At 49.9% G+C, this 26,231-nt stretch carries 26 protein-coding genes; 16 read left to right on the top strand and 10 right to left on the bottom strand.

Features of this window, described 5'->3' with window-relative positions; genetic code table 11:
• Positions 1 to 167 precede the first annotated feature (167 nt).
• Both KK083_RS10480 and KK083_RS10475 read right to left on the bottom strand, forming a co-directional pair.
• Positions 168 to 1,628: a sensor histidine kinase gene (locus KK083_RS10480; RefSeq protein ID WP_254163174.1), complete on the bottom strand. Its 1,461-nt coding sequence runs from the start codon at positions 1,626 to 1,628 to the stop codon at positions 168 to 170.
• Between the two features lie 164 nt (positions 1,629 to 1,792).
• On the bottom strand, positions 1,793 to 2,440 hold the full coding sequence (locus tag KK083_RS10475; RefSeq protein WP_254163173.1) for a DUF998 domain-containing protein: 648 nt from the start codon (positions 2,438 to 2,440) through the stop codon (positions 1,793 to 1,795).
• Between the two features lie 257 nt (positions 2,441 to 2,697).
• On the opposite strand from KK083_RS10475, the gene KK083_RS10470 reads away from it, so the two are divergent.
• From KK083_RS10470 to KK083_RS10460, 3 genes are all read left to right on the top strand, one after another.
• On the top strand, positions 2,698 to 5,283 hold the full coding sequence (locus tag KK083_RS10470) for a phosphatidylglycerol lysyltransferase domain-containing protein (RefSeq protein WP_254163172.1): 2,586 nt from the start codon (positions 2,698 to 2,700) through the stop codon (positions 5,281 to 5,283).
• 234 nt (positions 5,284 to 5,517) lie between these two features.
• On the top strand, positions 5,518 to 6,054 hold the full coding sequence (locus tag KK083_RS10465; RefSeq protein WP_254163171.1) for a hypothetical protein: 537 nt from the start codon (positions 5,518 to 5,520) through the stop codon (positions 6,052 to 6,054).
• Positions 6,055 to 6,168: 114 nt separating this feature from the next.
• Positions 6,169 to 6,705 carry a hypothetical protein gene (locus tag KK083_RS10460; protein WP_254163170.1) on the top strand — a complete coding sequence of 179 codons (537 nt, stop codon included), beginning with the start codon at positions 6,169 to 6,171 and terminating at the stop codon, positions 6,703 to 6,705.
• A gap of 60 nt (positions 6,706 to 6,765) precedes the next feature.
• On the opposite strand, the gene KK083_RS10455 is transcribed toward KK083_RS10460, so the two are convergent.
• A complete protein-coding gene (locus KK083_RS10455; RefSeq protein WP_254163169.1) occupies positions 6,766 to 7,359 on the bottom strand; it encodes an RNA polymerase sigma factor in 594 nt (197 codons plus the stop codon).
• 134 nt (positions 7,360 to 7,493) lie between these two features.
• Positions 7,494 to 8,144 carry a response regulator gene (locus KK083_RS10450; RefSeq protein WP_254163168.1) on the bottom strand — a complete coding sequence of 217 codons (651 nt, stop codon included), beginning with the start codon at positions 8,142 to 8,144 and terminating at the stop codon, positions 7,494 to 7,496.
• Between the two features lie 93 nt (positions 8,145 to 8,237).
• Between KK083_RS10450 and KK083_RS10445 the strand changes: the two genes are divergently transcribed.
• From KK083_RS10445 to KK083_RS10435, 3 genes are read left to right on the top strand one after another with little or no spacing between them, the layout of a single operon-like run.
• Positions 8,238 to 8,903, top strand: a complete 666-nt coding sequence (locus tag KK083_RS10445) for a hypothetical protein (RefSeq protein WP_254163167.1) — start codon at positions 8,238 to 8,240, stop codon at positions 8,901 to 8,903.
• Between the two features lie 4 nt (positions 8,904 to 8,907).
• A complete protein-coding gene (locus KK083_RS10440; RefSeq protein ID WP_254163166.1) occupies positions 8,908 to 9,462 on the top strand; it encodes a hypothetical protein in 555 nt (184 codons plus the stop codon).
• Between the two features lie 23 nt (positions 9,463 to 9,485).
• The gene (locus KK083_RS10435) at positions 9,486 to 10,043 is read left to right on the top strand and encodes a DUF4136 domain-containing protein (RefSeq protein WP_254163165.1); all 558 of its coding nucleotides are present in this window, start codon (positions 9,486 to 9,488) and stop codon (positions 10,041 to 10,043) included.
• A 222-nt stretch (positions 10,044 to 10,265) separates the two neighbouring features.
• Here KK083_RS10435 and KK083_RS10430 read toward each other — a convergent pair whose 3' ends face one another.
• Positions 10,266 to 11,450, bottom strand: a complete 1,185-nt coding sequence (locus KK083_RS10430) for an OmpA family protein (protein WP_254163164.1) — start codon at positions 11,448 to 11,450, stop codon at positions 10,266 to 10,268.
• Between the two features lie 190 nt (positions 11,451 to 11,640).
• Here KK083_RS10430 and KK083_RS10425 point away from each other — a divergent pair, with 190 nt between their 5' ends.
• From KK083_RS10425 to KK083_RS10415, 3 genes are read left to right on the top strand one after another with little or no spacing between them, the layout of a single operon-like run.
• A complete protein-coding gene (locus KK083_RS10425) occupies positions 11,641 to 12,198 on the top strand; it encodes an RNA polymerase sigma factor (protein WP_254163163.1) in 558 nt (185 codons plus the stop codon).
• Positions 12,179 to 12,451 (top strand): hypothetical protein, encoded by a 273-nt coding sequence (locus tag KK083_RS10420; protein WP_254163162.1) that lies wholly within the window; start codon positions 12,179 to 12,181, stop codon positions 12,449 to 12,451. Before KK083_RS10425 ends, KK083_RS10420 begins: the two co-directional genes overlap by 20 nt.
• A 6-nt stretch (positions 12,452 to 12,457) precedes the next feature.
• Positions 12,458 to 13,192: a ClpP family protease gene (locus KK083_RS10415; RefSeq protein WP_254163161.1), complete on the top strand. Its 735-nt coding sequence runs from the start codon at positions 12,458 to 12,460 to the stop codon at positions 13,190 to 13,192.
• 18 nt (positions 13,193 to 13,210) lie between these two features.
• On the opposite strand, the gene KK083_RS10410 is transcribed toward KK083_RS10415, so the two are convergent.
• Complete coding sequence (locus KK083_RS10410; RefSeq protein ID WP_254163160.1) at positions 13,211 to 16,048, bottom strand: sensor histidine kinase; 2,838 nt, start codon at positions 16,046 to 16,048, stop codon at positions 13,211 to 13,213.
• Positions 16,049 to 16,191: 143 nt separating this feature from the next.
• On the opposite strand from KK083_RS10410, the gene KK083_RS10405 reads away from it, so the two are divergent.
• Positions 16,192 to 18,195, top strand: a complete 2,004-nt coding sequence (locus tag KK083_RS10405) for a glucosidase family protein (RefSeq protein ID WP_254163159.1) — start codon at positions 16,192 to 16,194, stop codon at positions 18,193 to 18,195.
• A gap of 65 nt (positions 18,196 to 18,260) precedes the next feature.
• Here KK083_RS10405 and KK083_RS10400 read toward each other — a convergent pair whose 3' ends face one another.
• Positions 18,261 to 18,668 carry a tetratricopeptide repeat protein gene (locus tag KK083_RS10400; RefSeq protein WP_254163158.1) on the bottom strand — a complete coding sequence of 136 codons (408 nt, stop codon included), beginning with the start codon at positions 18,666 to 18,668 and terminating at the stop codon, positions 18,261 to 18,263.
• Between the two features lie 518 nt (positions 18,669 to 19,186).
• On the opposite strand from KK083_RS10400, the gene KK083_RS10395 reads away from it, so the two are divergent.
• Entirely contained in the window at positions 19,187 to 20,320 is a 1,134-nt protein-coding gene (locus tag KK083_RS10395; protein ID WP_254163157.1) for an MBL fold metallo-hydrolase, read from the top strand.
• Between the two features lie 181 nt (positions 20,321 to 20,501).
• Here KK083_RS10395 and KK083_RS10390 read toward each other — a convergent pair whose 3' ends face one another.
• Positions 20,502 to 21,080 (bottom strand): DNA-3-methyladenine glycosylase I, encoded by a 579-nt coding sequence (locus KK083_RS10390; RefSeq protein WP_254163156.1) that lies wholly within the window; start codon positions 21,078 to 21,080, stop codon positions 20,502 to 20,504.
• 238 nt (positions 21,081 to 21,318) lie between these two features.
• On the opposite strand from KK083_RS10390, the gene KK083_RS10385 reads away from it, so the two are divergent.
• Positions 21,319 to 21,537 (top strand): hypothetical protein, encoded by a 219-nt coding sequence (locus KK083_RS10385; protein ID WP_254163155.1) that lies wholly within the window; start codon positions 21,319 to 21,321, stop codon positions 21,535 to 21,537.
• A 99-nt stretch (positions 21,538 to 21,636) separates the two neighbouring features.
• Here the strand turns inward: KK083_RS10385 and KK083_RS10380 are convergent, their stop codons facing one another.
• Positions 21,637 to 22,086, bottom strand: a complete 450-nt coding sequence (locus tag KK083_RS10380; RefSeq protein WP_254163154.1) for a GNAT family N-acetyltransferase — start codon at positions 22,084 to 22,086, stop codon at positions 21,637 to 21,639.
• Positions 22,086 to 23,228 carry a trans-sulfuration enzyme family protein gene (locus tag KK083_RS10375; RefSeq protein WP_254163153.1) on the bottom strand — a complete coding sequence of 381 codons (1,143 nt, stop codon included), beginning with the start codon at positions 23,226 to 23,228 and terminating at the stop codon, positions 22,086 to 22,088. The genes KK083_RS10380 and KK083_RS10375 overlap by 1 nt, the downstream gene beginning before the upstream one ends.
• A 205-nt stretch (positions 23,229 to 23,433) precedes the next feature.
• Here KK083_RS10375 and KK083_RS10370 point away from each other — a divergent pair, with 205 nt between their 5' ends.
• From KK083_RS10370 to KK083_RS10355, 4 genes are all read left to right on the top strand, one after another.
• Positions 23,434 to 23,817: a hypothetical protein gene (locus tag KK083_RS10370; protein WP_254163152.1), complete on the top strand. Its 384-nt coding sequence runs from the start codon at positions 23,434 to 23,436 to the stop codon at positions 23,815 to 23,817.
• Positions 23,818 to 24,113: 296 nt separating this feature from the next.
• Positions 24,114 to 24,521, top strand: coding sequence for a hypothetical protein (locus tag KK083_RS10365; RefSeq protein WP_254163151.1), 408 nt, complete (start codon positions 24,114 to 24,116; stop codon positions 24,519 to 24,521).
• A 134-nt stretch (positions 24,522 to 24,655) separates the two neighbouring features.
• Positions 24,656 to 25,465: a sensor histidine kinase gene (locus KK083_RS10360; protein ID WP_254163150.1), complete on the top strand. Its 810-nt coding sequence runs from the start codon at positions 24,656 to 24,658 to the stop codon at positions 25,463 to 25,465.
• On the top strand, positions 25,449 to 26,102 hold the full coding sequence (locus KK083_RS10355; RefSeq protein ID WP_254163149.1) for a response regulator transcription factor: 654 nt from the start codon (positions 25,449 to 25,451) through the stop codon (positions 26,100 to 26,102). Before KK083_RS10360 ends, KK083_RS10355 begins: the two co-directional genes overlap by 17 nt.
• Positions 26,103 to 26,231 lie beyond the last annotated feature (129 nt).

Here is a 26,231-nt window from a genome sequence, read left to right as displayed (position 1 = left end):
CCTCAAAAAGATACTGGGATTGTTTTGATTTTTATGATGTAAGTGATTGATTTTTAGCGTATTAAAAATGATAAAATAGTTTTGTTTCCCGCAGTTCCGATAGCTATCGGGGACCGCGGATGTGCGCAAATAATGAGTAATTGAAAGTTCTGCGTTGATCTGCGTGATCAGCGGGAACTGGATTTCTGCTTCTCTTTTATCGGCGCTGCTTCTTTGACAACGCTACCGATGGTGATAGAAAAAGTAGTTCCCTTTCCAACTTCACTTGTCACACGGATCTCGCCGCCCAGCAGGTCTGCAAGATCTTTCACGATGGAGAGGCCGAGGCCTGTTGAGCCTTCTCCTCCGGTAGGTTTGTTGGTCAGCCTTTGGAATCTTCCAAACAAGAGGGGCAGGTCTTCGTCGGGGATGCCCGGCCCATGGTCTATCACGTCGAACCTGACCTGGTCTTCCATCTCACTTACACGCAAGTAAACTTTTGTTCCGGCAGATGAAAACTTGATCGCATTCGATAACAGGTTTTCGAGGATCCTGGTGAGCGCATCCGCATCGGTATCCAACACCACGTCGGGAGATTCAACCGTTAACGTTATACCTTTGCTTTGCGCGCGATTGACAAAATCCACCCTGAGCTTTTCCAGCATGCTGCCGATGTTTGTATTGCCCGTGCTGATAAAAAATCCTCCCCTGCCGAGTCGATTCACATCCAGGAGATTGGAGATCAACCGCTGCATGTTTATGCACGACTCTTTAATGTAATCCAGGTATTCCTTTTCCTGGGCTGACCGGTTAGCGGGTTGCAGGCTCAATAATTCGATCAGCCCATAGATGCCTGAAATGGGAACTTTCAGATCGTGTGAGGCAATGCTCAGGAAGTGATCTTTTGCACGGTTTGCTTCGATGAGCTCGCGGGTGCGCTCCTGCACTTTGGCTTCGAGGGCTTCGTTGGCATTTTGCAGGTTTTCGATCAGCTGGCGGATGGCGCGTTGTTTCCGGATCAGCGTTACCATGGCGGCCACAGAAGTTAAGCCGATCAGCATAAAGGCCAGGAACCTCACATTATCTTCGATGTTGGTGTTGCGCTCCAGCTTTTCTTCCTGGTCGGCCAGTAATGCCCGTTCACGTTGCACGAGGTCCTGTACAAGAATGCGGAGTGTATCCATGTGCGCCAGGCCGATCTTGGTGGTCACCCTTCTCGAAGCGCTGTCTTTGCCGTAAGCGTTATAGATGTCGATGCCGTTCTCGAGCTCTTCCGATTTATTTTGGAGCACGTCGATGATCTGTCCCGTGAGCAGGTTCGACTGGCGTTCGTTGTCGAGGATCAATTGTTTCAGGGTATCCACCTCGTGATCCATGGCGGTTTTGTTGCCTTCGTAGGGGATCAGAAAATCGCGGTCTCCGGAGATGATGTAACCCCGCTGTCCTGACTCCATATCCTTGACAAGCGAAAGAAGTTTTACAGCTGATTCGATGGACTGATACCGCCGCACGATCATTTCTGTCGATTCTTTTTTTTCGCGGGTGTTGTAATTGGTGATGTAGGCGCTGGCGATGGAGAGAAGAACGGAGAGAACCAATAAAAAATAGAGGCCGGCCAGCTGCAATCTACTTGCCTGAGTTATTTTCATACGTACCGGAACAAGATGTTGAAGAGCTTTGTATCCGCCATTCAATATACAAATGAAGCGCCGGTGTTTTTCAAAAACGGGTAAAAGATATCGTGATGCGCTGATTTCATAAAGCGGCCCTAGAGAAACAGAGGATGGAGCTCCGTAGGAGCCTCCTGACATTGCTACGTACCGGGACTACGCGCTCTTTCAGGTAGATTCCGGCTTATCAACAACGCCATCATCATGATAAAAACATGATAGTTAAAAATGAAGATCCGCTGCAAAAGCCCTTTGTAGGGAATAATTCCCCTGTGCGCAAGCAGAAACAGGATAATGAAGAACAAGCCGTTGAAGAAGGTGAACATACAATAAGCACCGAAGCCCGGATAATTTTTTCGGGGAAAGATCTTCAGGCAGACCAACGGAATGAACACCACCGCCGTGCCCCCAATAGCGCCGGAGATACTATGCAGTGTTCCAGAAGTAGTAAGTGCCCCATTCACGTGATCATAGGGAAAAAGACCGGAGCCGAGACCTTCACCCGCGCCATAAGCAGCAATGAGCCAAACCAGCACACCTTCCCAGAAACCCTGTCGCAGCTTCGTCAACCCCAGGCCTACCGCAAAGAGCAACAGGAACAAGAAGAAAAAGACGCTCCACAGATTCATGAGGTGCGCCACGGGACTGCCCGACGTACCAAGGTAACTCTCCGAATCCCTGATGAGATCATAACCCGGATACATCGCCCCAAGAATAAAGGTCACTACAAAATCGCCGGCGCAAGCAACAATGCAGCAAATAACGGCGAGGCGCAACATCAAATTCCTCATGTCTATTACGGCAATAACCTGTGAGACTTCAGCTCACGGAATTTGGCTTTAGATGCGATTTCTCTCTGAAGTCACATCGGGATTTATAGGATTTATGAGATTTTACTGGATGAATGGAGAATTCTCAGCTCCAATCCTGTAAATCCCATAATCCTATAAATCCTGGTTTTAGATGTGACCTCGCGCTGAAGTCACATCTATAAGATTTAGAATTCTCAACTCCAATCCTGTAAATCCAATAAATCGTGATATCGTTTATGAACCGAACGATCAAGTTTCCACACCGCGGGCTCAACAGCTCGTTCATCCGTGTTGTTATGGCAGGGCTGGGCCTGTCGTTGTTTATCTGTTTTTTAAAAGCGCAGCACCTCGATCTGGTTGCTATTAAAACGATCCTGACCCGGGCCAATCCCTTTGCGCTGATGGTGGGCGTTGTGATCACGGGTCTTTATATAGTACTGCAAGGTATGCTCTACCAGTATTCGTTCAGGAGCATCGGTGCCCGCATTTCCATCAAAGAGGCTGTGAACCTCTTCCTGAAAAGAAATTTTGTGGGCACTTTTCTGCCGGCGGGAACATTTACCTCGCTTGCTTTTTTTGAAGGTGAGCTGCACAGCAAGGTTTCAAAAGCGGAGATCCGGTACGGTTCGTTCCTGTTTGCCCTGGCGTCGCTGGGCTCGGTGCTGCTGGTGAGCATTCCTTCATTGCTGATCCTGCTCACGCGCCACCAGGTGAGGACCGTAGACCTTGTGGCAGCCGTGCTGATGCTGGCATTGACGGGAACAATAGCGTTGTGCGGCTACATCCTTCTGAGGCGGAAGGGTGTGTTGTATCACTGGGTCTGTCAGAAGTTTCCCCGTCTCACGGCGCACCTTCATGAGGTGGGAAGCAAAAGTTTCAGCGCCACCACTTTTGCCAAAGCCTGCCTCATCTCTTGTGTATTGGAGGTCACAGGTGTCGCGCACCTTTACATCGCGCTGGCCGCCATTGGTCTGCAACCCTCGGTTGAAACTTCTGTGATCGGATATGCCATCATGGTGGTGGTGCTGAGCATCTCACCCTTTCTAAAAGGCCTGGGTGCCATCGAGATCTCGCTCAGCTATGTGCAGACATTGTATGGATATCCAGCCATTGGTGCTGCAACGGCGGCGCTGCTGTTCCGGTTCTTCGAGTTCTGGCTGCCGTTACTGGCCAGCGTGGGCGCGTTTGTATTCAAAAAGGGAAGCCTGGTGCTCCGGCTCTTTCCTGCGGCGCTGTTGTTTTCCATGGGTATCGTCAACATTGTTTCAGGCCTCACGCCGGCATTGCCTGAGCGACTTTATTTTCTACGCAACTTTATACCCTTGCCGGTCTCACAACTTTCGACACTGGCGGTGATTCTGGCGGGTGTGCTCATGCTGCTTTCTTCTGCTTTTCTGATGAACGGCGCCAGAAATGCGTGGTGGATGGCACTCGTCATCAGCATCGTTTCTTTTATCGCACACCTCACCAAGGCGCTCGACTACGAAGAAAGTTTGCTGGCGCTGCTCATGTGCGGTATCCTGGTGTATACGCGCAAGGCATACTTTGTGCGGCACGACCGGGTTTTTCAACTGCGATCGTTTCAAAAAGCAGTGATCCTGTATGCGCTCCTGTTCTTCCTTTCCACGGCTGGCTTTTACATAGTGCAGGGTGGAGGCTCGTTGGAACGACACAAAATTTCACACGTCGCGGTCACTGCCGTGGAGAACATGGCATTCATCAATCATGACCTTGCCGGCAAAAATGGTGAGTACTTCCTGATCTGCGTTATCCAGCTCTGCTCGGCTTCCATCATGGTGTACATGCTCGTATCGCTTTATTTTAAATCGATCGAAAAGACCGGCATCACCGCTGATTTTGATGAAGCGAGGCTCCTGGTGCAAAAATATGGAACATCGTCCATGGATTATTTCAAGACCTACCCTGATAAAGAGCTTTTTTTCGATCCGTCGAACGATTCGTTTCTTGCTTACACAGCTTCTGCCCGTTATGCTGTTGTGCTGGAGAATCCGGTGGCGCCGGATATGAAGGCAGGCTCGGCGATCCTTCGTGCATTTGAAGATCACTGCAAAACCATTGGGCGAAGGACCTTCTATTACCGCGTGTCAGAAGAAGACCTGCCGCTCTATACAAGCCTGGAGAAACAATTCATTTTGATCGGGCAGGAGGCCATTGTAGACCTGCGTGGATTTTCGCTTGAGGGCAATGAGAAAAAATCGCTGCGGCACGCCGTTCACAAGCTTGAGAGCACGGGCTACCGGTTCAACGCTTACAGTCCGCCGCTCAGGGAATCATTGATCCAGCAGCTTAGAACGGTTTCAGACGACTGGCTGCACCAGAACGGTCACCACGAAGCCGGGTTTTCGCAAGGCGTCTTTGATGAGGCTATGTTGAAAAACTGTACCATCCTGACCGTAGAAAATCACGATCAAAAAATTTTTGCGTTCCTGAATGTGATCCCGAGCTACCGGTCGGGAGAGTGCACCTACGACCTCATCCGGCACACCGCTGATTCTCCCAATGGTGTGCTGGACTATTTGTTGGTGAAGACGATTGAATTTTTCGGGGACAATGATTTCAAAACCCTTAACCTGGGGCTTGTGCCGATGGCTGCCGGTGCTGCCGCAAAGATCAACGGCCTGATGAAGTTTTACCGCGATCACTTCCGGCAGGCCTCGCGGTTCAACAAGTCATTTGTTTATAAAAATAAATTCGGCCCGGTGTGGGAGAACAGGTACCTCGTTTACCATGACACGCTCGACCTGCTCCGGTTCCCATCGGTGCTGAACGCCATCTCGAAAGCCAGGGTCGGTTCAAAATAGGACCTGGTTGTGGCGGAGCGGTTCAAACGATAAATGCATTTCCCGCAGATAGAATTTTGGAAGTTTAATCTGCGTAAATCAGCGATCCCGATAGCTATCGGGACTGCCGGAACCAAAAAATCTACGCTCTGCTTCGAAGCAAATCCCTGATGATTGACCACTTTCTGAAAAATATTTTGCACATGGTATGTGACTTTGATCCAGGTTGGCCATCTCAACAACAAATCATCGGTTATGAAAAAGTTTGCTGTTATTACCGGATTAGCTTTTGCTTTGTGTGTTTCGGGCTACGGGCAGAGCGCTAAAATACGCATCAAGGTAAAGGAGGCCGAGATCCCGGCAGCCGTTGCACAGTCTTTCAAAAAAGATTTTACCAACGGCCAGGCTGAAGAGTGGACCATTGTGCCGGCAACGCTTGTGGCTGAAGAATATACCATCTCTGGATATGACAATCTGACCGGCGAGAAGCCAACAGCCTACGAAGTAAAAGTGAAAGGATCTAACATGCGGGGAGAAGCCGTGTACAGCCAGGATGGCAAGCTGCTGTTCTCCAAAGAAGTGATCAAAGACACCGCGCTTCCGGCAACGGTGGTTAAGGCCGTGAGCACGAAATATCCCGGCTACAACTTTACGAAGGATGAAGAAACGATACGCCAGGGCAAATCACATTTTATCCACTACCGTGTGATCATCAAAAAAGAAAAAGAGAGCAGGGTGCTGGCGGTGGATTCAGATGGAAAAATACTGAGAGATAAAAGGATTGTTTTGTAGAGGTTAGTTTACGGGGGTTCAAGCCACTCCGCGAGGGGTGGCTTTTTTTATTTTCAGTCCGGTGACTTTTTCCGGAAAGGCCGTCTCAAGATCGAGTTAAAAAAACAGATCGTTATGAAAAAGTTAATGGTATTTGTGATGATGCTGATGACCGCAGTGCTGGCCATGGCACAGACAACCGAGACGCTTACACTGAGACCTGTTAAAAAAGGTGAAGAGCCCAAACAGGTGATGGATGCGATCCGCGCAGATTTTCCGCAGGCCATTGTGAAAGATCTGAGCTTTCTGCCCGGCAAGCTCTACGGCGAAATGTGGTCTGTAACCCTGACAGGCGATCGGGAATCAGATCTGCCCGACGTTTATCAGGTGACCTTGAAAGACGGCCATGAGACCTATCGCGCTGTTTACAACAATCAGGGTAAGCTGGTCTCTTCAAAAACGGTGATCACCAGCGCGCAGCTTCCGGAAGCGGTGGTGAAATCAATTTCTACTGCGTACCCCGGTTGGAAGATCGTGCAAGACCGCGAGAAGATCCAATACAAAAATGGAAACCTGAAAGAAGCGTTTCGTGTGATGCTGCAGGAGAACAAGAAAGTTAAACACGTGTTTGTGGACGGTGGTGGCAACATCCTGAAGGAGAGAGCTGGCTGAGGATGCCAGGTTTAGGTAGACCGTGCCATTCCCGGAGCTGAGGGAATGGCACTTTTGTTTTTAACCGAGCTGTGACAATGCTTCAGCCAAACCCAGCGCGGTGGCGATCATGTAGAGATGATTCAATTTTTCCTTCGTGCGTTTCAGCCGCATTTTTATCGCACTTTGTGAAAGGTTGAACTTTTCCTGCAAGGCTTCTATAGACTCTCCCTGGCTGTATTTCAGCAGCAGCAGTTGTTTTTCATTGCCGGGCAAAACATCGATCAATGTGAGCATCAATGCTTTCGGATCACCTTCGCTGAACGATGCTTCGTTCGTGGGATCCGCCAGCGACCTGACCTCTTCTTCAAGATCATGACTCTCACTCAACCGCTTGTTGTTCTTTCTCAGGGCTTCGAGGCAGTGACGATGTGTGATGGTGAACAGCCACGTAGAAAACGAGGCATCGCCCCGGAAACCGTTCAGGTGACTGAAGGCTTTCAGCAATGCTTCTTCGGCAAGGTCAAAGGCCTCATCGTGGTTATGCACAAACGACAGGCATTTGTGAAATACTTTATTGTAATACCGGTTATACAGTTCTCCCCATGCTTCGCGGTCGTTTTTACGGCAAGCGGCAACAAGGGCCTCGTCCGTGATCATTTCCAGTTTTTTCATGGCTTTGTGCTTTGGTTATGGGCTAAAACTGCAAAACGCCGCGATGCCATGAAACGGTAGAAAAGCGTAATTCTGAAAATCGGAAATTTGCGTAGCCACTGCTGGATTTTCTTAGGCGCTACGAGTTTCTCGTATCAGATCAGGCCCTTGCTGATGGCATATTTTACAAGCCCGGCGGTGTTTTTGATGTCGAGCTTTTCGAGAATGTTTCTGCGGTGGGTGTCAACCGTCCTGATGCTGATAAAAAGTTTGTCTGCGATCTCGCGGTTCGAGTATTCCTGTGCAATGAGCTTCAATACTTCGATCTCCCGTTCGGAAAGAGGAATGTCTTCGCTGGTTTTTGTAACAGATTTATTTTTCTGATGCATCAACGCTTTGAGCAACGCACCGGATACTGAGTGACTGAAATAAGTGTCTCCGTTAAACACCGTTTCGATAGCCCTCACCAGCTCTTCGCGCCCGGCGTTTTTAAGAAGATAGCCCCTGGCGCCTGCCTCCAGCATTTTAATGATATGGGTCTCTTCTTCGTGCATGGTCAGGGCCAGCACATGCGTTTGCGGATAGAGGCCTTTCACTTTTTCTGTTGCTTCGATGCCGCTGCTCTTGCCCATGTCAATGTCCATCAGCACAACATCTGCCGCGGTTGCCTGTAACACTGCCACAACTTCTTTTCCATCTTCTGCTTCACCCACCACTTCCATATTGCTTTCCAACGCCAGCATGCCCCGGAGGCCAACCCGGATGATCTTATGATCGTCTGCAATGAGGATCCTGATTTTATCCATGACGGAAAAAGAAATGAGTTCGAAATAAAAACCGCGGAATCGATGTGACTACACCCTGAAAGTTACATCAAAAAGGGCAAAAATGTGATTGTCATGAAACCAAAAATCGCCCTGGTGCTCACCGCGATCGTTATGATCGGGTGGAGTTGTGAAAGCAGGTATGATCAGAAAGGCCCTGAAACGGAAAAACAACCAGCCTTAAAAGAAGCATCCGTTACCGAGATCGAACCCGACAACGATCTGCTGCAGGCAGAGAACAAATTTATCCAGGGCGATTACACCACCAGCGCCAGCCATCTCGAAGCTGCCGCCGAAGCCATGAGGCAGATCGCGGAATCGCTGAAAGGAAAACATAAGAACCGGATCGAAAGCTCGGCTTCAGACATCGATGCGCTGGCAGATGAAGTTGCGCACAACAAGATCAAGGACCTTGGCAGCCTCAACCCTGTGATCGCAAAAGCCGGGCAGGCCCTTGCAGGCTACCGACTCGAACTGACGGAAAACGAATTCTTTACCGTGTCTGAAGCACAGGCCGGCGCCACCCTTAAAAAAACGATCGAGCAACTTGAAAAATCAGTGGTGTCTCATCACAGAGCGCTTGACCCGGTGGAGAAGACCGTGCTGGATCATGCCACAGACATCGCAAGCCGGCTGCGCAAGGGCGACAAGCTTACAACGGAAGACCTGAAGGCCACGCTGCAAAGTGTTGACCATGAAATTGAAAAATGGCAGCATGAGCTTGACAACGCTAACCGGTGATCTGATGAAAACCGTCACCGCTATAATGCTGATGTGCGTCTGTGTCAGCGCCACTGCCCAGACCGGTCATACCGGTAGCAATGCCTGCCTCATCGAGATCGTGACCACACGCGCAGACTACCGCTTCACAGTTGAGAACATGAGCGCAAGACTCAACAATGCCCTGGGCCGGTTTGAGTTCAGCATCCCTTTGAGTACCGTGCGATCAACACAAGACTCTACCGCTCTGCAATTCCTGAACATTTTAACCACACCGGGCGACGCCATCAGCATCAACGCTGTGCTGCCCGACAGCAAAGACGAAGAATTGAACCTGGCCCTGTTCAAAGGAAACAATTCGGTGTTGCTGCCGGGTGAGATCAGGATGGGGCGATACACTTTTGACAACGGGATCACCTTCAAGGGTATGCTCATGGGCGGAGATCAGAAGATGGCGTTCGACTTCAGGGTGTTCCTCACCACGCCCGCGTCTTTTCTGCCGAAGTACGGAAACGAAGCGATCAGCGAAATAAAGATCTCCGCGCTGGGCGACAAGATCATAGGACTCACATCCAATTGATACAGTACCAAATGTGTGTATATATGAAAAACAGACTAACGATCATCGTTCTCATGCTGGTGGCGTGGGGCGCGCATGCACAGGTCCATGTAGATTTCGACAAAAGCGTGGATTTCAAAAAATATAAAACATTCAAGTTCGAAGCCGGCAAGGTGATCCGGCAGCTGGGCGTCAAGGATACGGCCAATGTTTTTTTGAATCAGTACATCAGTGAAGCGATCACCAAAGACCTTGTCTCAAAAGGATTGTCTCCGTCAGATTCAAATCCTGATCTTATCATCACGTATCTGGCAGGCGCCAAAGAAAAGCAGGAAGTTCAGAATTACCTGGCGAGCCCGGGCTTCTTTTATCCATATTATCGCTTCTACGGACTGAACGGTTGGTGGGGGCCTCAATGGAACAACTTCTGGGTAAGGAATTACGAGGAAGGCACCGTCATCATCGATATCTACGATGCCAAAACAGATCACCTGGTGTGGAGGGCCTACGGCGTTTCTTCGATCAATAATTTCAACGAGCAAAAATTTGTATCGAAAGAGATCGCCAAATCGTTCAGGCATTATCCTCCGGAAAAGGGTTAGAGCACAGTCTTCTTTATAAGCCGATATCCTGAGCGGTGTTACGTGTGTGGGCAAGAGTGAGCGAAGGATCCCCGGATCGACAGTGCGTGCTTAATTGATGTGAATGCACTTTGAATATGCACGTCTTTATCAGGGGATTCTTCGCTTCCCGCATGCCGGTGCACATGCCTGCTCAGAATATCGGTTCGAACGGTGGACGGTGGTCTGTGGACCGTGGACTAATTACTCCTTCACGATCTCCACTTCCACCCTGATGTTCTTCTTCGCGTTGGCGCTGTTCTTATCGTAAAGCGGTCGTTTGCCACCCCAGGCCTTCACTTCAATGCGCGAGCCATCGATGCCCCTGGAAATGAGATAATCGCGGATCACTTCCGCGCGGCTTTCAGAAAGCTCTTTTGCCGAGCCTACGGTGGTTCTGGCATCCTGGGCAACAGAGAAAAAGTCTCCGTCAGGATTTCTGCGGATGATCTTGCCGTGATAGTTGCCGTTGGTATGGCCATGCAGGCGGATGTGAAGTGTAGGGTTGTCTTTCATCATCGTCTCGAGGCCATTCAGCTCGAACCGTGACTCCGGCATCATCACCGCGGCGTCATTATAGAAATAGATGTTATACAACACGCGGATGTCGCCGCGCTGGTAAGGAACAAGCTCGAAGTGCGCGATGATCGAAGTACCCATTTGCTCGATGAATGAGGTATCGGCAAGCGGCTGGTTGAAGTTGATCTCCTTCTGGATCTTCCTGTAGCCAACCACATCGCAGATAAGGCTGATGTTGCCCGTTTTGCTTTTCGGATCGGGCAGAATGAGATAGGTGTTGCCCTTCACTTCGGAGATCAGCCGGCCACGGTCTGTGTCGATGACCTGGATATTACCTTCCGCCACCCGGTCGTTACGGGCGTTGTAAAGGCTTAGAAAGATCTCGGTGTTGCCAAGGGTGACCTTGTCGGGAATGATGATCTGCTGCTCCGGGCCTTCGGGCTCTTCTGCTATCGCGATGGTGGTGGGAGCAACGCTTGCCGTTAACACCGGTGTTGTTTCCGGTGCCGGCGTTGAAGGCTCTTCCACGATCCGGATCTCGGTGGTGTTGGTGGCGTTGACGTCGATGTACTTTACCCAGGTATCCCAGAACTCAGACTTTTTCCGCAGCTCGCGCATCTCCTTCAGGCATACCGAAACATTGGCGTCCTTCAGCGTATACACATAATAGATGTTACGCGAAGTGAGATAACCGCACGCCGAATGAATGCCGCTCTTCTGAAGCGAGGCATTGTATTTTACTGCGTTTTCTTTGATTGCAAAAGCGCCTACGATGGTGTAATAACCCTTTGAGGCTGATGTAAAGGCGGACTGCGAATAGCTGCAGAAAGATACTCCGATCAGGATGACCAGAGAGCAAATGGGTCTCATAGTGGGATACAAGAGTTAAGTTTCAACTATAGCCGCCTAAAGATACAATAAACAATCCGAAAAATCCTTGATTATAAGCGCTTTAGGGACCACTGACAAAAAATTGAGGACGAAGGTGATATTTGATGCGGAATCTGCACTTGATATAGAAGCTACTACGTTAAACTACTGATCAAAATCACTGAAAACCATGATGACACTGACAGCAATGGAACATGACATCAGCACACCGGCAGCGCGGGAGAAGTTCTTCATGTGCCTATATGAGAGCGCGTTTCCTGTTGTGGGAAAATTTGTGAGCAGCCGCGGCGGTACTTTTCAGGATGCCAAAGACATCTTCCAGGATGCCCTGGTGATCTTTTACGAAAAAACACGGGAAGGCAATCTCTCGGTCGAGGTATCAGACGAAGCCTATGTGCTGGGCATCGCCAAACACCTGTGGATTAGAAAATTCAACCACGATAAAAGCACCGTGCCGTTAGATGAACGCGAGGCCGTCACCCTGCCCGACCACTACTTTCCAACGGTTGAGTCCGGCAAGCTGGTGAGCTTCCTGGCCCGTGCCGGCAAGCGGTGTATGGAGCTGCTGCAGGCCTTCTATTATGAAAAACGATCTGCCGATCAGATCAGGAATGCGTTCGGTTATGGCAGCGCACACTCGGCTACCGTTCAAAAGTTCAAGTGCCTTGAAAAGGTCAGGGATATGGTAAGATCAAAATCCGTTACGTATGAGGACTTCACTGAATGAGATAAAAAAGACGGAAGATTTCCTCACCGGCAAACTGTCGGCCCCGGAAGCCGTGCTGATGCAAGCCAGGTTGCTCATCGACCCCGTGCTCAAAATGAATCTTGAGCTCCAGCGGAAGGTGTATGCGCTGGTAACACTGTATGGCCGCAGAAAGCTGAAGGCCGAGATCGAAGATGTTCACGATCGCATCTTCCACGACCCTGCCCGCGCGGCATACCGTGAAGAGATCGCTCAATTGTTTTCAAAACCTTAATCCATCATGCAAAAACACGCCAGTATAATTCCCATGGTCATCGATAGCGACGGCCGTGGCGAAAGAGCCTATGATATTTACAGCCTGCTGCTGAAAGAACGTATCGTTTTTCTGGGCACCCAGGTAAATGATGTGTCGGCAAACCTCATTGTGGCGCAATTGCTCTACCTGAACAGCGTAGACCCGAAACGCGAGATCAACCTGTACATCAACAGTCCCGGCGGAAGTGTCTACGCAGGCCTTGCCATCTATGACGCCATGCAAATGATCCAGGCTCCAGTATCAACGGTAGCGGTAGGTGTTACAGCCAGCATGGGCACGGCACTGCTGTCGTCCGGCCGTAAGGGCAGACGGTATGCATTACCCCACGCTACCATTCACATGCATCCCACAGGCGGAGGCGCGCAAGGTTATACGGAAGACGTGCGCATCGCCACCCGTGAGCAGGAACGGTTGCAGACCCAGCTGTTTCACCTGATGGGCAAACACTGCGGCCGCGGCTGGAAAGAAATAGAGGAACACTTTCTGCGCGACCGCTACATGAATGCCGTGGAAGCCAAAGCATTCGGCCTCATCGACGAAGTGCTCGGCGACGTAAGCGACATCGTGGTGCTGGGCAGTCCCGACTTCCAGGTAAATTTTTTGGGAGCGCAGCCCGCGTTGATTGGCAATGAGAGTCCACAGTCGACGGTCCACAGTCCACAGCCGGGTAGTGTGGCGTCGCCAAATCGTACCTCGTAAATCGTACTTCGTTCTTCCCTACGACCTATGCATCGTACTATTTCCCGTTAACGGGATGTCAATAGTGTACGAGATCCCGAAAGCTCCCGAATCGAAGCGGAGCTGGCCATTGACGGATTGAATGCGTGATTCGATGTTGAAGAGGCCCAGTCCCTTGTTATGCGCTTCGGATGCAAATCCTCTTCCGTTGTCTTCGTAGACGATGTTGAGCAGATCCGCAAAGGCGTTGATGTGGATGGAGATGGTCTTGGCATCGGAGTGTTTCAGTGAGTTGGAGATCAGCTCCTGAAGCACCCTGAATATGGCGATGCTCAGCTTCGGGTCTTTTACCTCGGGGCCGAACGAGTTTACTTCTATTGTCAACGGCACCTTGCCATTCAGCTTCGCCACGTAGTTTTGAACGCCGGCCATAAGACCATACCGTTCCAGGCCCGGGGGCGCGAGACCGTAAATGATACTTTTAACATCCTGTAAGGTATTCTGAAACTGTACTTCCACATCGTCTGTCTGCGGTTCGTTGTGTTTTTTCAGAAGCTGGGTCACCATCATCTTGATCGCCGTGAAGTCAGTGCCCACACTGTCGTGCAGATCTTTGGCGATGCGGCTGCGCTCTTTTTCAATGGCCTCGAGCTCGGATTGTATGAGCTTCTGCTGGTGGCGCCGGTAAGTTTTGACCTGGTCGCGGAAATACCAGTAGATGATACCCATCACCAGCAGCGCCACAACGGTTTGAAAATACCAGGTTTCCCACAACGGAGGGTTTATGATGAATGCCGGCAGATCTGGCGCGTTTGCCCAATGGATGTTGTCAGTGGAGTATTGAAGCTCGAAATCATAGATGCCCGGCGCCAGGGAAGTGAACTGCAGGTTGTTGTACGCCACGGGAGTCCATGCTGGCTGCCCTTTGATCTTATAACGTGTGAAAATATTCTGGTTATTGAACGATTTGTACCCGAAAGCGATGCGGATGTTATTCTCATCGTGGTCGAGTTTTTTATTACCGGTGAGCACCACAGGCTGGCCGTTCACAGTGACGTCCTTGAAATAGAACTGCGGGTTTTCATTGGCATACCGGGAGAGCGATTTCGGTATCCGTGAAAAGCCTTCGTCTGAAAATGCCCATACGGCGTTGTTCCAGAAAATGAGAAAGCTCACCTTGTCGCTGGTGAGTCCGCTTTTCCGGGTGAGGCGGTCAAAAGCCGGATCGCCGCTCAGCAATGATTGCACATCGGTTCGGGCAACGCCTTTGTCAGTAGCGAACCAGAGCACATCATCGTGTTTCAGCGCCGCATACACATCGTCTGCAATAAAATTGTTGCTGGTGTTGAAGTGTCGGTGGCTCCAGTTCCTGGTGTTCAGCAGGATAAAACCGCTGCCAAACGTGGTCACCAGCAGCGTGGAGTCATTGACCTTTAAGAACTCTGAGATCTTCACATTCGAAAAGATCGCAGGTACGTCCATCATTTCCATGCGCCTGTTGCGGATGTGGAGACCCACACGTGTGCCGAGAAAGATCAGCGAATCATCCACATAAATGGAACGGTATCGCTGTCCCAGGTCTATGTTGGATAATTTGTTAAAATCGCCGTCGAATTTTTTGATGGTATTGCTCCCATATGCCCAAATAAACCCCTCATTATCCTGTGAAAAATCGCTGGCATTGGTATGCATGGCTTCGCGTTTTTCCTTCAGCGATTGGTCCATAAAATACAGCCACTCCGTAGACGAGAGCCAGATGGTATTGTTCCGGTCGGTGAACATGGCTAGCACCGCATTTGGAAAGATCTTTTTTTCCGAAAGCGTGCCCCGTGTACTGTCAAAGGCATAAAGAACGCCAGCCTCGTCAGCCACCAGGAAAGAATTTCCGGCCGTCATGATCGCCCGTACTTTTGCTTCTGTTTGCAGCGGCCAGTTCTGTATCTGCTGGTTGGGAACATAAAATGCGCCCTGCTCCAGCGTTGTGAACCACAAGCCTTGTTCATTGTCTTGCAATACCTTTGTAACCGATTTTTTGGCAAGGAACTGGGGAGACCATGGGTCTTTAAAATCAGGTGAACGAAACCGCTGAACACTTTTGTGAAAATATCCAACCCACAGATTGTTGTCCTTATCTTTCGAAAAACCAATGATCTCGCCAGGCCCGGTGAAAACTTTTTTCATCGATACACCATCGAATTCAAAAATGCTTTTGCTGATGGAGATGTAAACCTTGTCATTCCATTGAATCACGTAAGGGGCACGATACACAAAGTGCTCCGGATCCGCTATCGGGAAGGGTTTTCGATTTACCCTGATGTGTTTTGCTGGCAACGCGCCCCGTATCGCCGCCCCTGTGATATAACTGCCCTTGATCTCTTCGTAAAAAACACTGCTGGTGGTTATCTCTGTCTGCGTAACAATACCGCGGGCATCGATCTTACCCGTGATGTTCGAGATAGTGAACCAAAGATCGCCCGTGTCAGCATCGAAAAAAAAATCGGGATACCCCATCGATTTGATGCTGGTAAGTCTGTCATTATACGCGTATTTTTTTATCTCGCCTTTTTCATAGTAACAAAGTTTTCCGCTGAAGGTCCGGAACCAGATTCTACCCTTGCTGTCTTCACGAAAGCCGAAAACAACAGGGTCTGTCAATCCTTGTGTAACACCAAACTTCTGCATCTCAAAACCATCGAACCGCACAACACCATTGTCAGTGGCAAACCACAGAAAGCCTTCGCGGTCTTGATAGACCTGGTATACTTCAGAGCTGGGCAACCCCTCGGGAACCGAATAGTTGATCGTGGTAAAGGATTGCGACAGGCAAGAACCTGTGATCATGCAAGCGAAAAAACCGGCGACTATCTTGAGACCCATGCGGTTTTAAAAGAGATGAACTTCAAAATTACTCCGTTTTCGGCAGCATAAAAAATAAACGTTGCGCATGAAATAATATTCTAACGGAGCATTGGGGGACAATCAAAAATTTGCCGTCATGTCAATGGTATCTATTTTATTTTATGACCTCATTCAAGACTCGTTTCCTTTTCATGATCATTTTGCTGGTCGGAGGCGTTGCCAGGGCGCAACAAGCCGATTCACTCACCCGGTGGCAGATGAATGCTGATGGTTCCATCACCTGGAACATTGACAAGCGGCTGCCGCACAGCGATCACATTGAAATGAGCGGCGAAAAAATTTCCACGGTGCTGCGATACGGCGTAACGGCATCAGGCGCATTCACCCTGGAGCGCACCCTCGTGTGGCCTATGCTCAGAAGCGCTCCCAACAAGACAAGGAATCACCTCTCCCGCATCGTTGACTGGGACATCATCAAAACCATCCATGTCAATGACAAACCGATGACCGATGAGAAAGTGAAAGAGATCAACCTCAATGGTACCATGACGGTGAAGAGTACCCTGAAGCCCGGCCTCGAATGCACCCGCACCTTCTTCCCATCGCACACCCTGCCCGCCTTCCTCGAAACCTACGCGCTTAAAAATACTTCGAACAAGCTGATGTATGTGGAGATCCCGGAGTATCAGAATACTTACTACACAGATTCCGCCAAAGGCATCTACGGGAAATATACGGTTGTTATCAAGTCGCAGGGTGGTGGCTCGTTCAGGCTCGATACGGGCAAAACAGTTTCATTCAGTGCGCTGCTATACGCTTTCAAACAGGGTGAGGATTTTTCGGCGATCGATATTGAGAACGAGCGGAAGACGCGGCTCGGCCATGTGCAGCAGTGGTGGAACAACCTTGTGCTCGAAACCCCTGACCCCATGCTCAACCGCGCCTTTGCCTTCGCCAAGCTGCGCGCGTCTGAAAGTATTTACCGCACCAAGGGAGGACTGATGCACGGGCCGGGCGGAACGGCGTACTATGCGGCCATATGGGCCAACGACCAGGCTGAATACATCGGACCGTTTTTCCCGTTTCTCGGATATGCCACGGGCAACGAGGCGTCACTGAATGCCTACATGCATTTTGCACGTTTCATGAATGCGGACTATAAACCTATTCCAAGCTCCATCATCGCTGAAGGTGACGGCATCTGGCATGGCGCCAAAGACAGGGGTGACGGAGCCATGATCGCCTACGGAGCGGGCCGTTTTGCATTGGCTATGGGAGATAAAAAGATCGCGGAGCAGCTTTGGCCACTGATTGAATGGACGCTTGAATACTGCCGAAGAAAGATCAACAGCAAAGGTGTGGTGGCTTCGGATTCAGACGAGCTCGAGAACAGGTTCCCCGCCGGCGATGCCAACCTCTGCACCTCATCGCTGTATTACGATGCATTGCGCTCTGCGGTTTATCTCGGCAAGGAGCTTGGCAAGCCACGCACGCAGCTCGACACTTATAATAGCCAGGCCGAAAAAATGAAAGCGGCGATCGAGAAACATTTCGGCGCTACCGTGGAGGGATTTCCTACTTATAGATATTATGAAGGCAATGACGTGCTCCGGGCCTGGATCTGCATGCCACTCACCGTAGACATCTTCGATCGCAAAGCCGGCACCATCCGGGCGCTGTTCTCGCCACGACTGTGGACCGCCGATGGACTCGCCACACAGGCAGGTGACAAAACGTTTTGGGATCGTGCCACACTCTATGCGCTGCGTGGTGTATTTGCCGCAGACGAAAAAGAGAAAGCGCTGAAGTTTTTACAGTATTATTCCAACCGGAGATTGCTCGGTCCCCATGTGCCTTATCCCGTAGAGGCTTACCCCGAAGGAGGGCAGCGTCACCTCTCTGCCGAAAGCGGATTATACTGTCGCATTTACACAGAAGGTTTGTTCGGGATGCGCCCCACAGGCCTGCGATCTTTCCGCATCACGCCACACCTGCCCGTGGAGTGGAGCACCATGGCCCTGAACAAAGTGCACGCCTTCGGAAAAAATTTCGACGTGAAAGTAACCCGCGAAAAAGCGAAGATCAGGATCAGCGTGACGGCAGAAGGGAGATCTGTCTACAATAAGATTGTTGGAGAAGGGGAGACTGCAGAAGTGAAACTATGATTGTAAAGGTACGAGGTACGAAATACGAGGTACGATCCCCGTACTTCGTACCTCGTATCTCGTACTTAATTGAGGTATTTCTTTGCTTTCCGCTCTTTCCCTGCCAGGCGATAAGCGAGCCCGAGGTTGATCATGATCTCGTCTGCAGGCTCTTTCGATTTGTATCTGCGGTGCGCACGAAGCGCTTTTTTATGATAACGGATGGATTCGGGATAGTGACCGTTCAGTGCCAGGGAGAGCGCCATGCCCAGATAATTTTCCGGCAACTCTTTTAGCCGGCCCTCGTGCTCGTAAAAATCGATCACCTTTTCAAAAATGTTGAGGGCGAGCTTCGTGTTTCCGATGGTGAGGGATTCGTTTACTTTTTGGTATAGATGGGTGGGCTCGTTGCCCGAATTGTCTGCTACAATCACTTCCTGGCTAATGGCCGCGAATGAAAGGAACAGCAATGCGAAGGTGATCAAAAATTTCATGGAAGACGGAATGATTTATTCATGGTGATCTTTTAACGCCGCACCCTGTCAAATAGTTTTCAGATCGCGTTAAATTGATATTTACTTTTCAAAACTCGCTGTAAAAGCTTGCTGAAATCCTGCGCCTTTCAATTTTATGCTAACCGTTAAATTAGTGTCAACTGCACGTTTACATCCGATCACATTTTTTGAAAGCAACAGAAACCCTGTGCACACTATCAACGATAAAAACCATTCCTTTCGCTCCCTGAAAAAAAGTGTGAAAAAATCTCGACGAAGCATGAACTTTTTGATCGATTACTGAACTCAGATCATGTACGGTTTAACCTACTGCGTCGACTTTCTTTGAAATAAGGATATCGTTGTGTTTTAAACTCCGGCAGGAGTTCCCTGTCTCTACCCTTGAGAAGATGATTTGAAAAAAATGGCTCCGTTAGGGAGCCACCCAAGGCTCGCGGTTCGGCTTCGAATGAGTGTTTTAACTTTTCTCTGACAATGCCTCCGACAATTTTAGTACTTTGAGTACCAGTTACCGTTTTATGTTTCGCATCAGCATCTTATTGAGCTTTCTCATCATACTTTTGCTTGCGTCGTGCTCGCGAAAAAGTATTTCGTCGCTGCAACGCAGGGGAGTTGTGGTCACGCAGAGGCAGGTTACACTCCGCGGTGAGGGTTCATCACTCAACAATGTGCAGATCCAGTATCTTGGCTGCGGCGGTCTTTACATCAGGCACGCGGGCCAGGCCATCATGATCGATCCTTTCTTTTCACACCAGCCCTTCATGACCATTGGCAGGTCTATGATGCTTGGCGGCCGCATCCGCTCTAAACCGAAGCACATCGCGTGGGCGCGGAAACGCCTGTACGACTCGCTTGGTATTTCAGCGGAGGATCTAAGCAAAGAAACGAAGGCCATCTTTGCGGCGCACGGTCACTATGATCATCTCATGGATGTGCCCTACATTCACCGTTACTGGCTGCAGGGCCAGGCGCATGTTTACGCTAACGAATCAGCTGTTAACACCTGTGCTGGCGTAATTTCCAGTGACAAGCTTCATAGTGCAGAGCAACTGGCCGCCATACGCGAGCAGCCCGGCAAAAGTGTCGATCTGCCGGGCGCTGACGGATCGGTGATCAAAGTTTACCCGTTGCTGGCCGCACACAATCCGCATATGCGCAACATCAAGCTGTTCAGCGGAAGCGTGATGAGACCACCAGCGCATTTCAATGATCCACTAGACAAAACCCGGGTCAACGACTGGCTGGAAGGCAGAACCCTGTCGTTTCTCATCGATATCGAGCAGAACAATTCGGTTGTGTTCAGGATCTTTGTGCAGTCATCGAGTTGTGAATTCCCGGATGGTTTGCCTCCGCAAGAACTATTGTCGGCACGACCGGTAGACCTCGCGATACTGGGTGTGGCGTCATATCAATTTTCCGAGACGTCTTACCCCTGTCAGTATCTTGATCGCCTGCAACCCCGGCACCTCATGTTCATTCACTGGGAAGATTTTTTCAGACCCTACACCCGCAAGCCAAAGTCAGTCATGAAAAATGACATCCCCCGTTTCTTCAACGAAGTGCTTGAAAAATGCAAACCCGCAGGCTACATTCTCCCCGTACCGGGTGTAGTGATCAACGCTGAGTTTTAGAAGGTACGAAATACGAGGTACGAAGTACGCACCAACCGCTGTCGGGATAAGAGGTACGATTTGGTAGGGCTTGCCCTTGCCTATTGTTTTGCCTGCTGCTTCGTCCGCCGTGAACTTGGCGAATGAGAGAAGTTATGAGGTTCGATTTGTAGCTGGCAACTTTTGCCTACTGCTCATTTGCCTACTGCCTACTTTTCGAATATCTCCAGCAATCCACCAAATGATCATTGACCAGTCCACACGCTTGCATGTGGGCATAGATCACGGTGCTGCCAACGAACTTGAATCCACGTTTGATCAGGTCTTTGCTGAGGGCATCCGATTCCGGTGTGGTAGGCGGTATCTCTGATAGTGTTTTCCTACGGTTGACAATGGGTTTGTTTCCCACAAACTGCCAGATGTATTTGTCGAAGCTTCCGAACTCTTTCTGCACTTCGAGGAAACGTTTGGCGTTGTTCACGGCCCCGTACACCTTCAGGCGGTTTCTCACAATACCGGGATCCAGCAGGATCTTTTCGATCTTCGCTTCCGTGAACCGCGCCACCTTCACCGGATCAAAATCAGCAAAAGCCTTCCGGTAACCCTCGCGTTTTTTCAGGATGGTAGACCAGCTCAACCCCGCCTGCGCACCTTCCAGCACCAGGAACTCGAAGTGCACGCGGTCGTCATGCACCGGCACGCCCCATTCCTCATCATGGTACCGAACATACTCGTCGAACTTCAGACACCACCCGCAACGTACTTTTTCATGACCTGCCATAGCAATCGCTATAATATTAATATGTTTTGAAATGATCCTGATCTCAGGCACATAAATGTAGAGTTAATTTCACAACAACCGGACAGCTGTAACGTAAAAAGCGGCCAGCCTGCATCAAAAAGCAAACTGGCAGCGGGGAATATTTTACCCGAAAACGGCACAGAATTTTTACCTGGTTAAACGTTTAATGTGCAGTGCGGAGTGTGTGGAGAACGAGTAATCAAAGCCTTCATCCACTATGGAGCAAACAACTTTTCCGGCCACCAAAGCTATACAAGCCTTCACCCATCGGAAGCTGATCCGCATCAAAAAGATCAACGGCAAGCTTCTTGAACCCGGGTATATTATTATCATGTATGGAGACATCGCCTTCAGAATGCAACCGCGACACAGTGGTCACGAGTCACTGTTCATCCGCATGGCAGAAATAAAAGATATCTTATTTGAAGAGAACTGAAGAGTCTACAGTCCACGGTCTACAGTCCACAGCAGATAGTCTGAAAATCGCTAATCGTACCTCGTATCCCGATAGCTATCGGGACGTACCTCGTACCTTCTATTTCATCTTCTCAAATACGGTATAGTGCTCACCGTTCATTCCAAGCGACGCATACACCTGTTGTGCTCTTGCGTTGGTTTTGTCTACATACAACCGCAGGCCCAGAATGGCGGGGTCGTTTTGGATGAGGTTGATAAGGTTATCGTACATGGCGCGGAACACGCCGTTTTTCCGGTGCGACTCTTTTACATAAACAGATTGCAGCCACCACACCATGCCGTTGCGCCACTCACTCCACTCGAAGGTGATCAGGTGGCAGCCCGCAGTCTCGCCGTTGTATTCGGCAACGTAGTAAGTTCCTTTTGAAGGATCGTCGAACAGAGCTTTCAACCCTTTCTCGACGATGGCCCGGTCTAGTTTTACGTTTTCCGTTTCGTGCGCGAGCCGCAGTTGGAAGTCGGCGATCACAGCGATGTCGGCAGCAACAGCTTTTCGGATCGAGATCATCAGTTCAATGCCTGTTTAATATCGCTGATCAGGTCGTCGGCCTCTTCAATGCCCACCGAGAGGCGCACAAGCTGGTCGGTAACACCAATGGCCAGCCTTTCTGCCGGGCTCATTTTAACGTGTGATGTTTTGGCTGGTGAAGTGATGGTTGACTCAACGCCGCCCAGGCTGATGGCCCTGTGGATAAGCTTCAGGTTGCCCATGAATCGTGCAGCGTCATTCTTTACTTCAAACGACAACATGCCGCCGAACCCTCCGGGCATCTGTGCTTTGGCAATCGCATGCCCGGGATGATCCGTCAAGCCGGGATAATATACCTTGCCGATGCGCGAGTCCGATTTCAGGTATTGTGCCAGCGCGAGGGCATTCTGGTTTTGCTGACGTACACGCAGCACCATGGTTTTAAGGCTTCGCTCCACCAGCCAGCAGGTGTGGGCATCGAGCGAGCCGCCGAAGTGGATGGCGCTTTCCCAGATGCGGGTGATCAGCTCGCGTGAAGCCAGGGCCGCCCCGCAGCAGATGTCGCTATGACCGCCGATGTACTTGGTGCCGCTGTGTGTAACGATATCGATGCCCAGGTCTATCGGGTTCTGGTTCACCGGCGATGCAAAGGTGTTGTCGATGATAGAGATCAGGCCATGTTTTTTGGCGATCGCGGCCACGGCGCCGATATCGGTGATCTTCAGCGTGGGGTTGGAAGGAGTCTCGATGTAGATCACCCGGGTCTCCTTGCGGATGGCTTTCTCAAAATTGGCCGGGTCGGCACCATCCACAAAAGTATGGTCGATACCATAACGCGGCATCTCTTTCACAATAGCGTGGTGGGTTCCGCCATACAGGTCGTTCTGGAAGATGGCGTGATCACCCTTTTTCAGCATGGCGAAAATGGAAGTGAGGATGGCAGCCATGCCCGAGCTGAAAACGATTCCGTCTTCGGCATTCTCCAGGGCGGCAAGCTTCTCCGTTACGAATTTGTTGTTGGGCGTGTTGAAGTAACGCGGATACAATGAAACCGAAGTTCCTTCATAGTCATAAGCCGAAGAAGGAAAAACGGGCGACGTGGTGCCTTTGTACTGAGGGTCGCCGTGAGAACCTGCATGGACGCTTTGCGTCAGCTTTGAAAAACCGTTTGAGCTGCTCATCTTTTGCCAAAAGGGCAAAGATAGTTAAAGTCAACAGTCCATCGCCAATTGTCCACAGGTGGAAGCTGGCCGGGATGGAAGGAACCGGGCCTGATCAATGCCGACCCATTGCGTAGACGAAACCCCCGATTCGGAAAGGGCCGCCATTTACAGTTAAAAAAAATGAATATTTTGCCGCCATGTTTAACTAAAACCCCACAAGTATATGGCAGAGCATTTCAAACCCACGGTCGGTGGTCGAATCACAAAAGCACAAGCCCTCGAATGGATCGGTAAGTTCGAGAAGGAACGTAAAAAAGACACTAAGTCGGTCTTCTACGGAAAGGATACACTTCTCAGGATCCTGAAAGATGACAAGATCTCCGGGATCAGCTTTTTCTTCTGCAGAAAGACGGACAAGAATGGCAAGGACTTCGATGATCTCATCCTTGTGCCCACGAAAGAAGACGGCACACTGGTATGGGGCAAAGACCCTGATGAAAAAAAGCAGGCCTCTGCTTTTAGCATCGCCAGCGCCGAGCCCACTTCGGCAGAAGATGATGGGCCTTATGAGAATGGTACCGGATGCCCACCTTATTGCACCCGTTAAAATAGAAAATGGATAGGGACTTCGTAATTCTTGACTCAGTCTTCTATTTGGGATTGATAGTACTGGCTTACCCATTGCTATGGCTGTTGATCTCTGGCTTTAATCGCCAACCATTAGTTTATAAATGGTTGGCGATTGCTCTCGCATTTGGGTTTGCAATCGATGTCGTAGCAAGGCTCTTATGGTATGTCAGGAATTTCGTTCATATTAACCCGAACAGTATAGGTCACTTATACCAGCTGTTTGGTACAGCATTCATTTCCGTTTTCTTTTATCATGCAATTCAGTGGCCCACCTTGAAGCGCACATTTATTTTCATCAATATCCTGTACTTCATATTCAGCCTTGTCAATCTTCTGTTCCTTCAAAAATCGAGTCTGCATTCTTACAGCCAGACCTTGCAATCCATCATCATACTTTTTTTGTGCATTATCTTCTACTTCAAGCTTTTAAAGGAGCTTCCCACGCAACAGATCCAAAAGCTTCCGCTGTTCTGGATCGTCTCAGGCTTCTTCTTCTCTTACGCCGGTAAACTGGTGATCTACGCTATCACGCACTACATGATCGCCATTGGAGATGATTTTATCCTGATCTCCATTTTTCACGTCTCCCTGACCCTCATAGCTTACCTGATCATGGCCGTTGGTGTCTGGCTCAACGATAAGCAAACATCACCCGGGGAGGTACATAAAAGCATCGGCTGACCATCCAACAAAGAACCTTGGTTGACTCCCGTGACGGAGGAACAGCTCACGAACTTTATTTTTTACAAAAGCTGTCGTGATTGTGTTTCTTTTTTCTCATTTCCTTGCCATAATTGCCGATCTTTAAAGATTCCATGGCCGATTCACAGGAAACTCAGATCTATCTCATGATTGCCGTGGCTATCGTGGCCATGCTGCTGATGGCCGGAGCCATCGTTGTGTTTGTGGTCTTTTACCAGAAAAGGATGATCAAAGAACAGCTGAAACGCCAGGCCCTGGAGTTCGATTATCAGCAGAAGATGATGCAGGCAGAGCTGCAGTCGCAGGAAAGCGAGCGAAGAAGACTGGCCGCAGACCTGCACGACAGCATTGGCGGGATGCTCTCTACCATCAGGGTTGGGCTCACTACCATGGCGCGGCAGTTGCCAGACCCGCAGAGCATGGAAGAGACCAAGCTGATGCTGGATGATACCATCACGTCGGTGCGCAGGATCAGCCGCGACCTGATGCCGTCTACCCTTGAAAAATTCGGATTTATCCAGGCTATTAAAGAGCTTTGTGAACGTTTTCAGGCCACCTCAAAAATTTCAATTCTATTCCTGGAGGAAGCGGACATCCAGTCCCTGGAAGCGCAGCGCGAGCTCATGGTATTCCGCATCGTGCAGGAGCTGCTCAATAATGCCGTTAAACATGCACAAGCTACCGAAATCAAGGTAACCATTGGCATTCAGGGGCAGCAGCTCTACCTTTCGGTTGAAGACAACGGTGTTGGCTTTAATGCCGAAGAACAGAAGAACGACAGGCAGACTGGCAAAGGACTCGGATTGTTCAACATCGAGAACCGGGCACGACTGCTGGGCGGCACCCTTGAATTTGAAAAAGACAGACCCAACGGAAGCAAAACAACATTGACATTACCCCCGGTACATGAAAAAGCAACTTAAGGTTTACATGGCAGATGATCATACCCTCTTCAGGAAAGCCATGGTCAATCTGTTGAGGGGCTTTGAGGATGTGGCAGAGGTGAAAGATGCGGAGAACGGAAAAGAGCTGCTCACCCTCATGAAATACCAGGCGCCGGATGTGGCCATTGTAGACCTTCAGATGCCCGTGATGGATGGTGTTGAAACCTGCGAGAACATCCTGTCCAAATATCCTGACGTAAAGATCATCATCCTTACCATGCACGACAGTGAGCGCTATATCCTTCACATGATGGAGATGGGCGTTCATGCCTTCCTGCTCAAGAACACCGAGCCCGAAGAGCTCGAAGAAGCCATTCACGCTGTGATCGAAAAGGATTTTTACCATAACCACCTGGTTGCATCTGTGCTGCGCAAGAATGTAAAAGATCGCCGTGCGGGGCAACGCCCGGTTTTTTCAGCAGCCGAGCTCACAGAACGTGAAAAAGAGATCGTTATCCTGGTATGCCAGGAGCTCACCATCAAAGAGATCGGGCAAAAACTCTCCCTGAGCGAGAACACCGTCAGGAACCATCGCGTCAACATTATGGAAAAAGTTGGCGTCAACAACATGGTAGGATTGGTGAAATATGCCTACGATTCTGGCCTCGTGAAATAAATTCTCCTTTATAGCGGATAGTATTTTTGTACTAATTTGATAGTACTTTTTTACTACTGCGAAGCGGCTTTACCTGCTTCAGAAACCGTCAGGCATTGCTTTTTAGGCTATTTTCTTTCTCACCATACC

The sequence above is a fragment of the Chryseosolibacter histidinae genome (genome assembly GCF_018598225.1).
Lineage (GTDB): Bacteria > Bacteroidota > Bacteroidia > Cytophagales > Cyclobacteriaceae > Chryseosolibacter > Chryseosolibacter histidini.
This window is presented reverse-complemented; position numbering and strand designations above follow the sequence as displayed.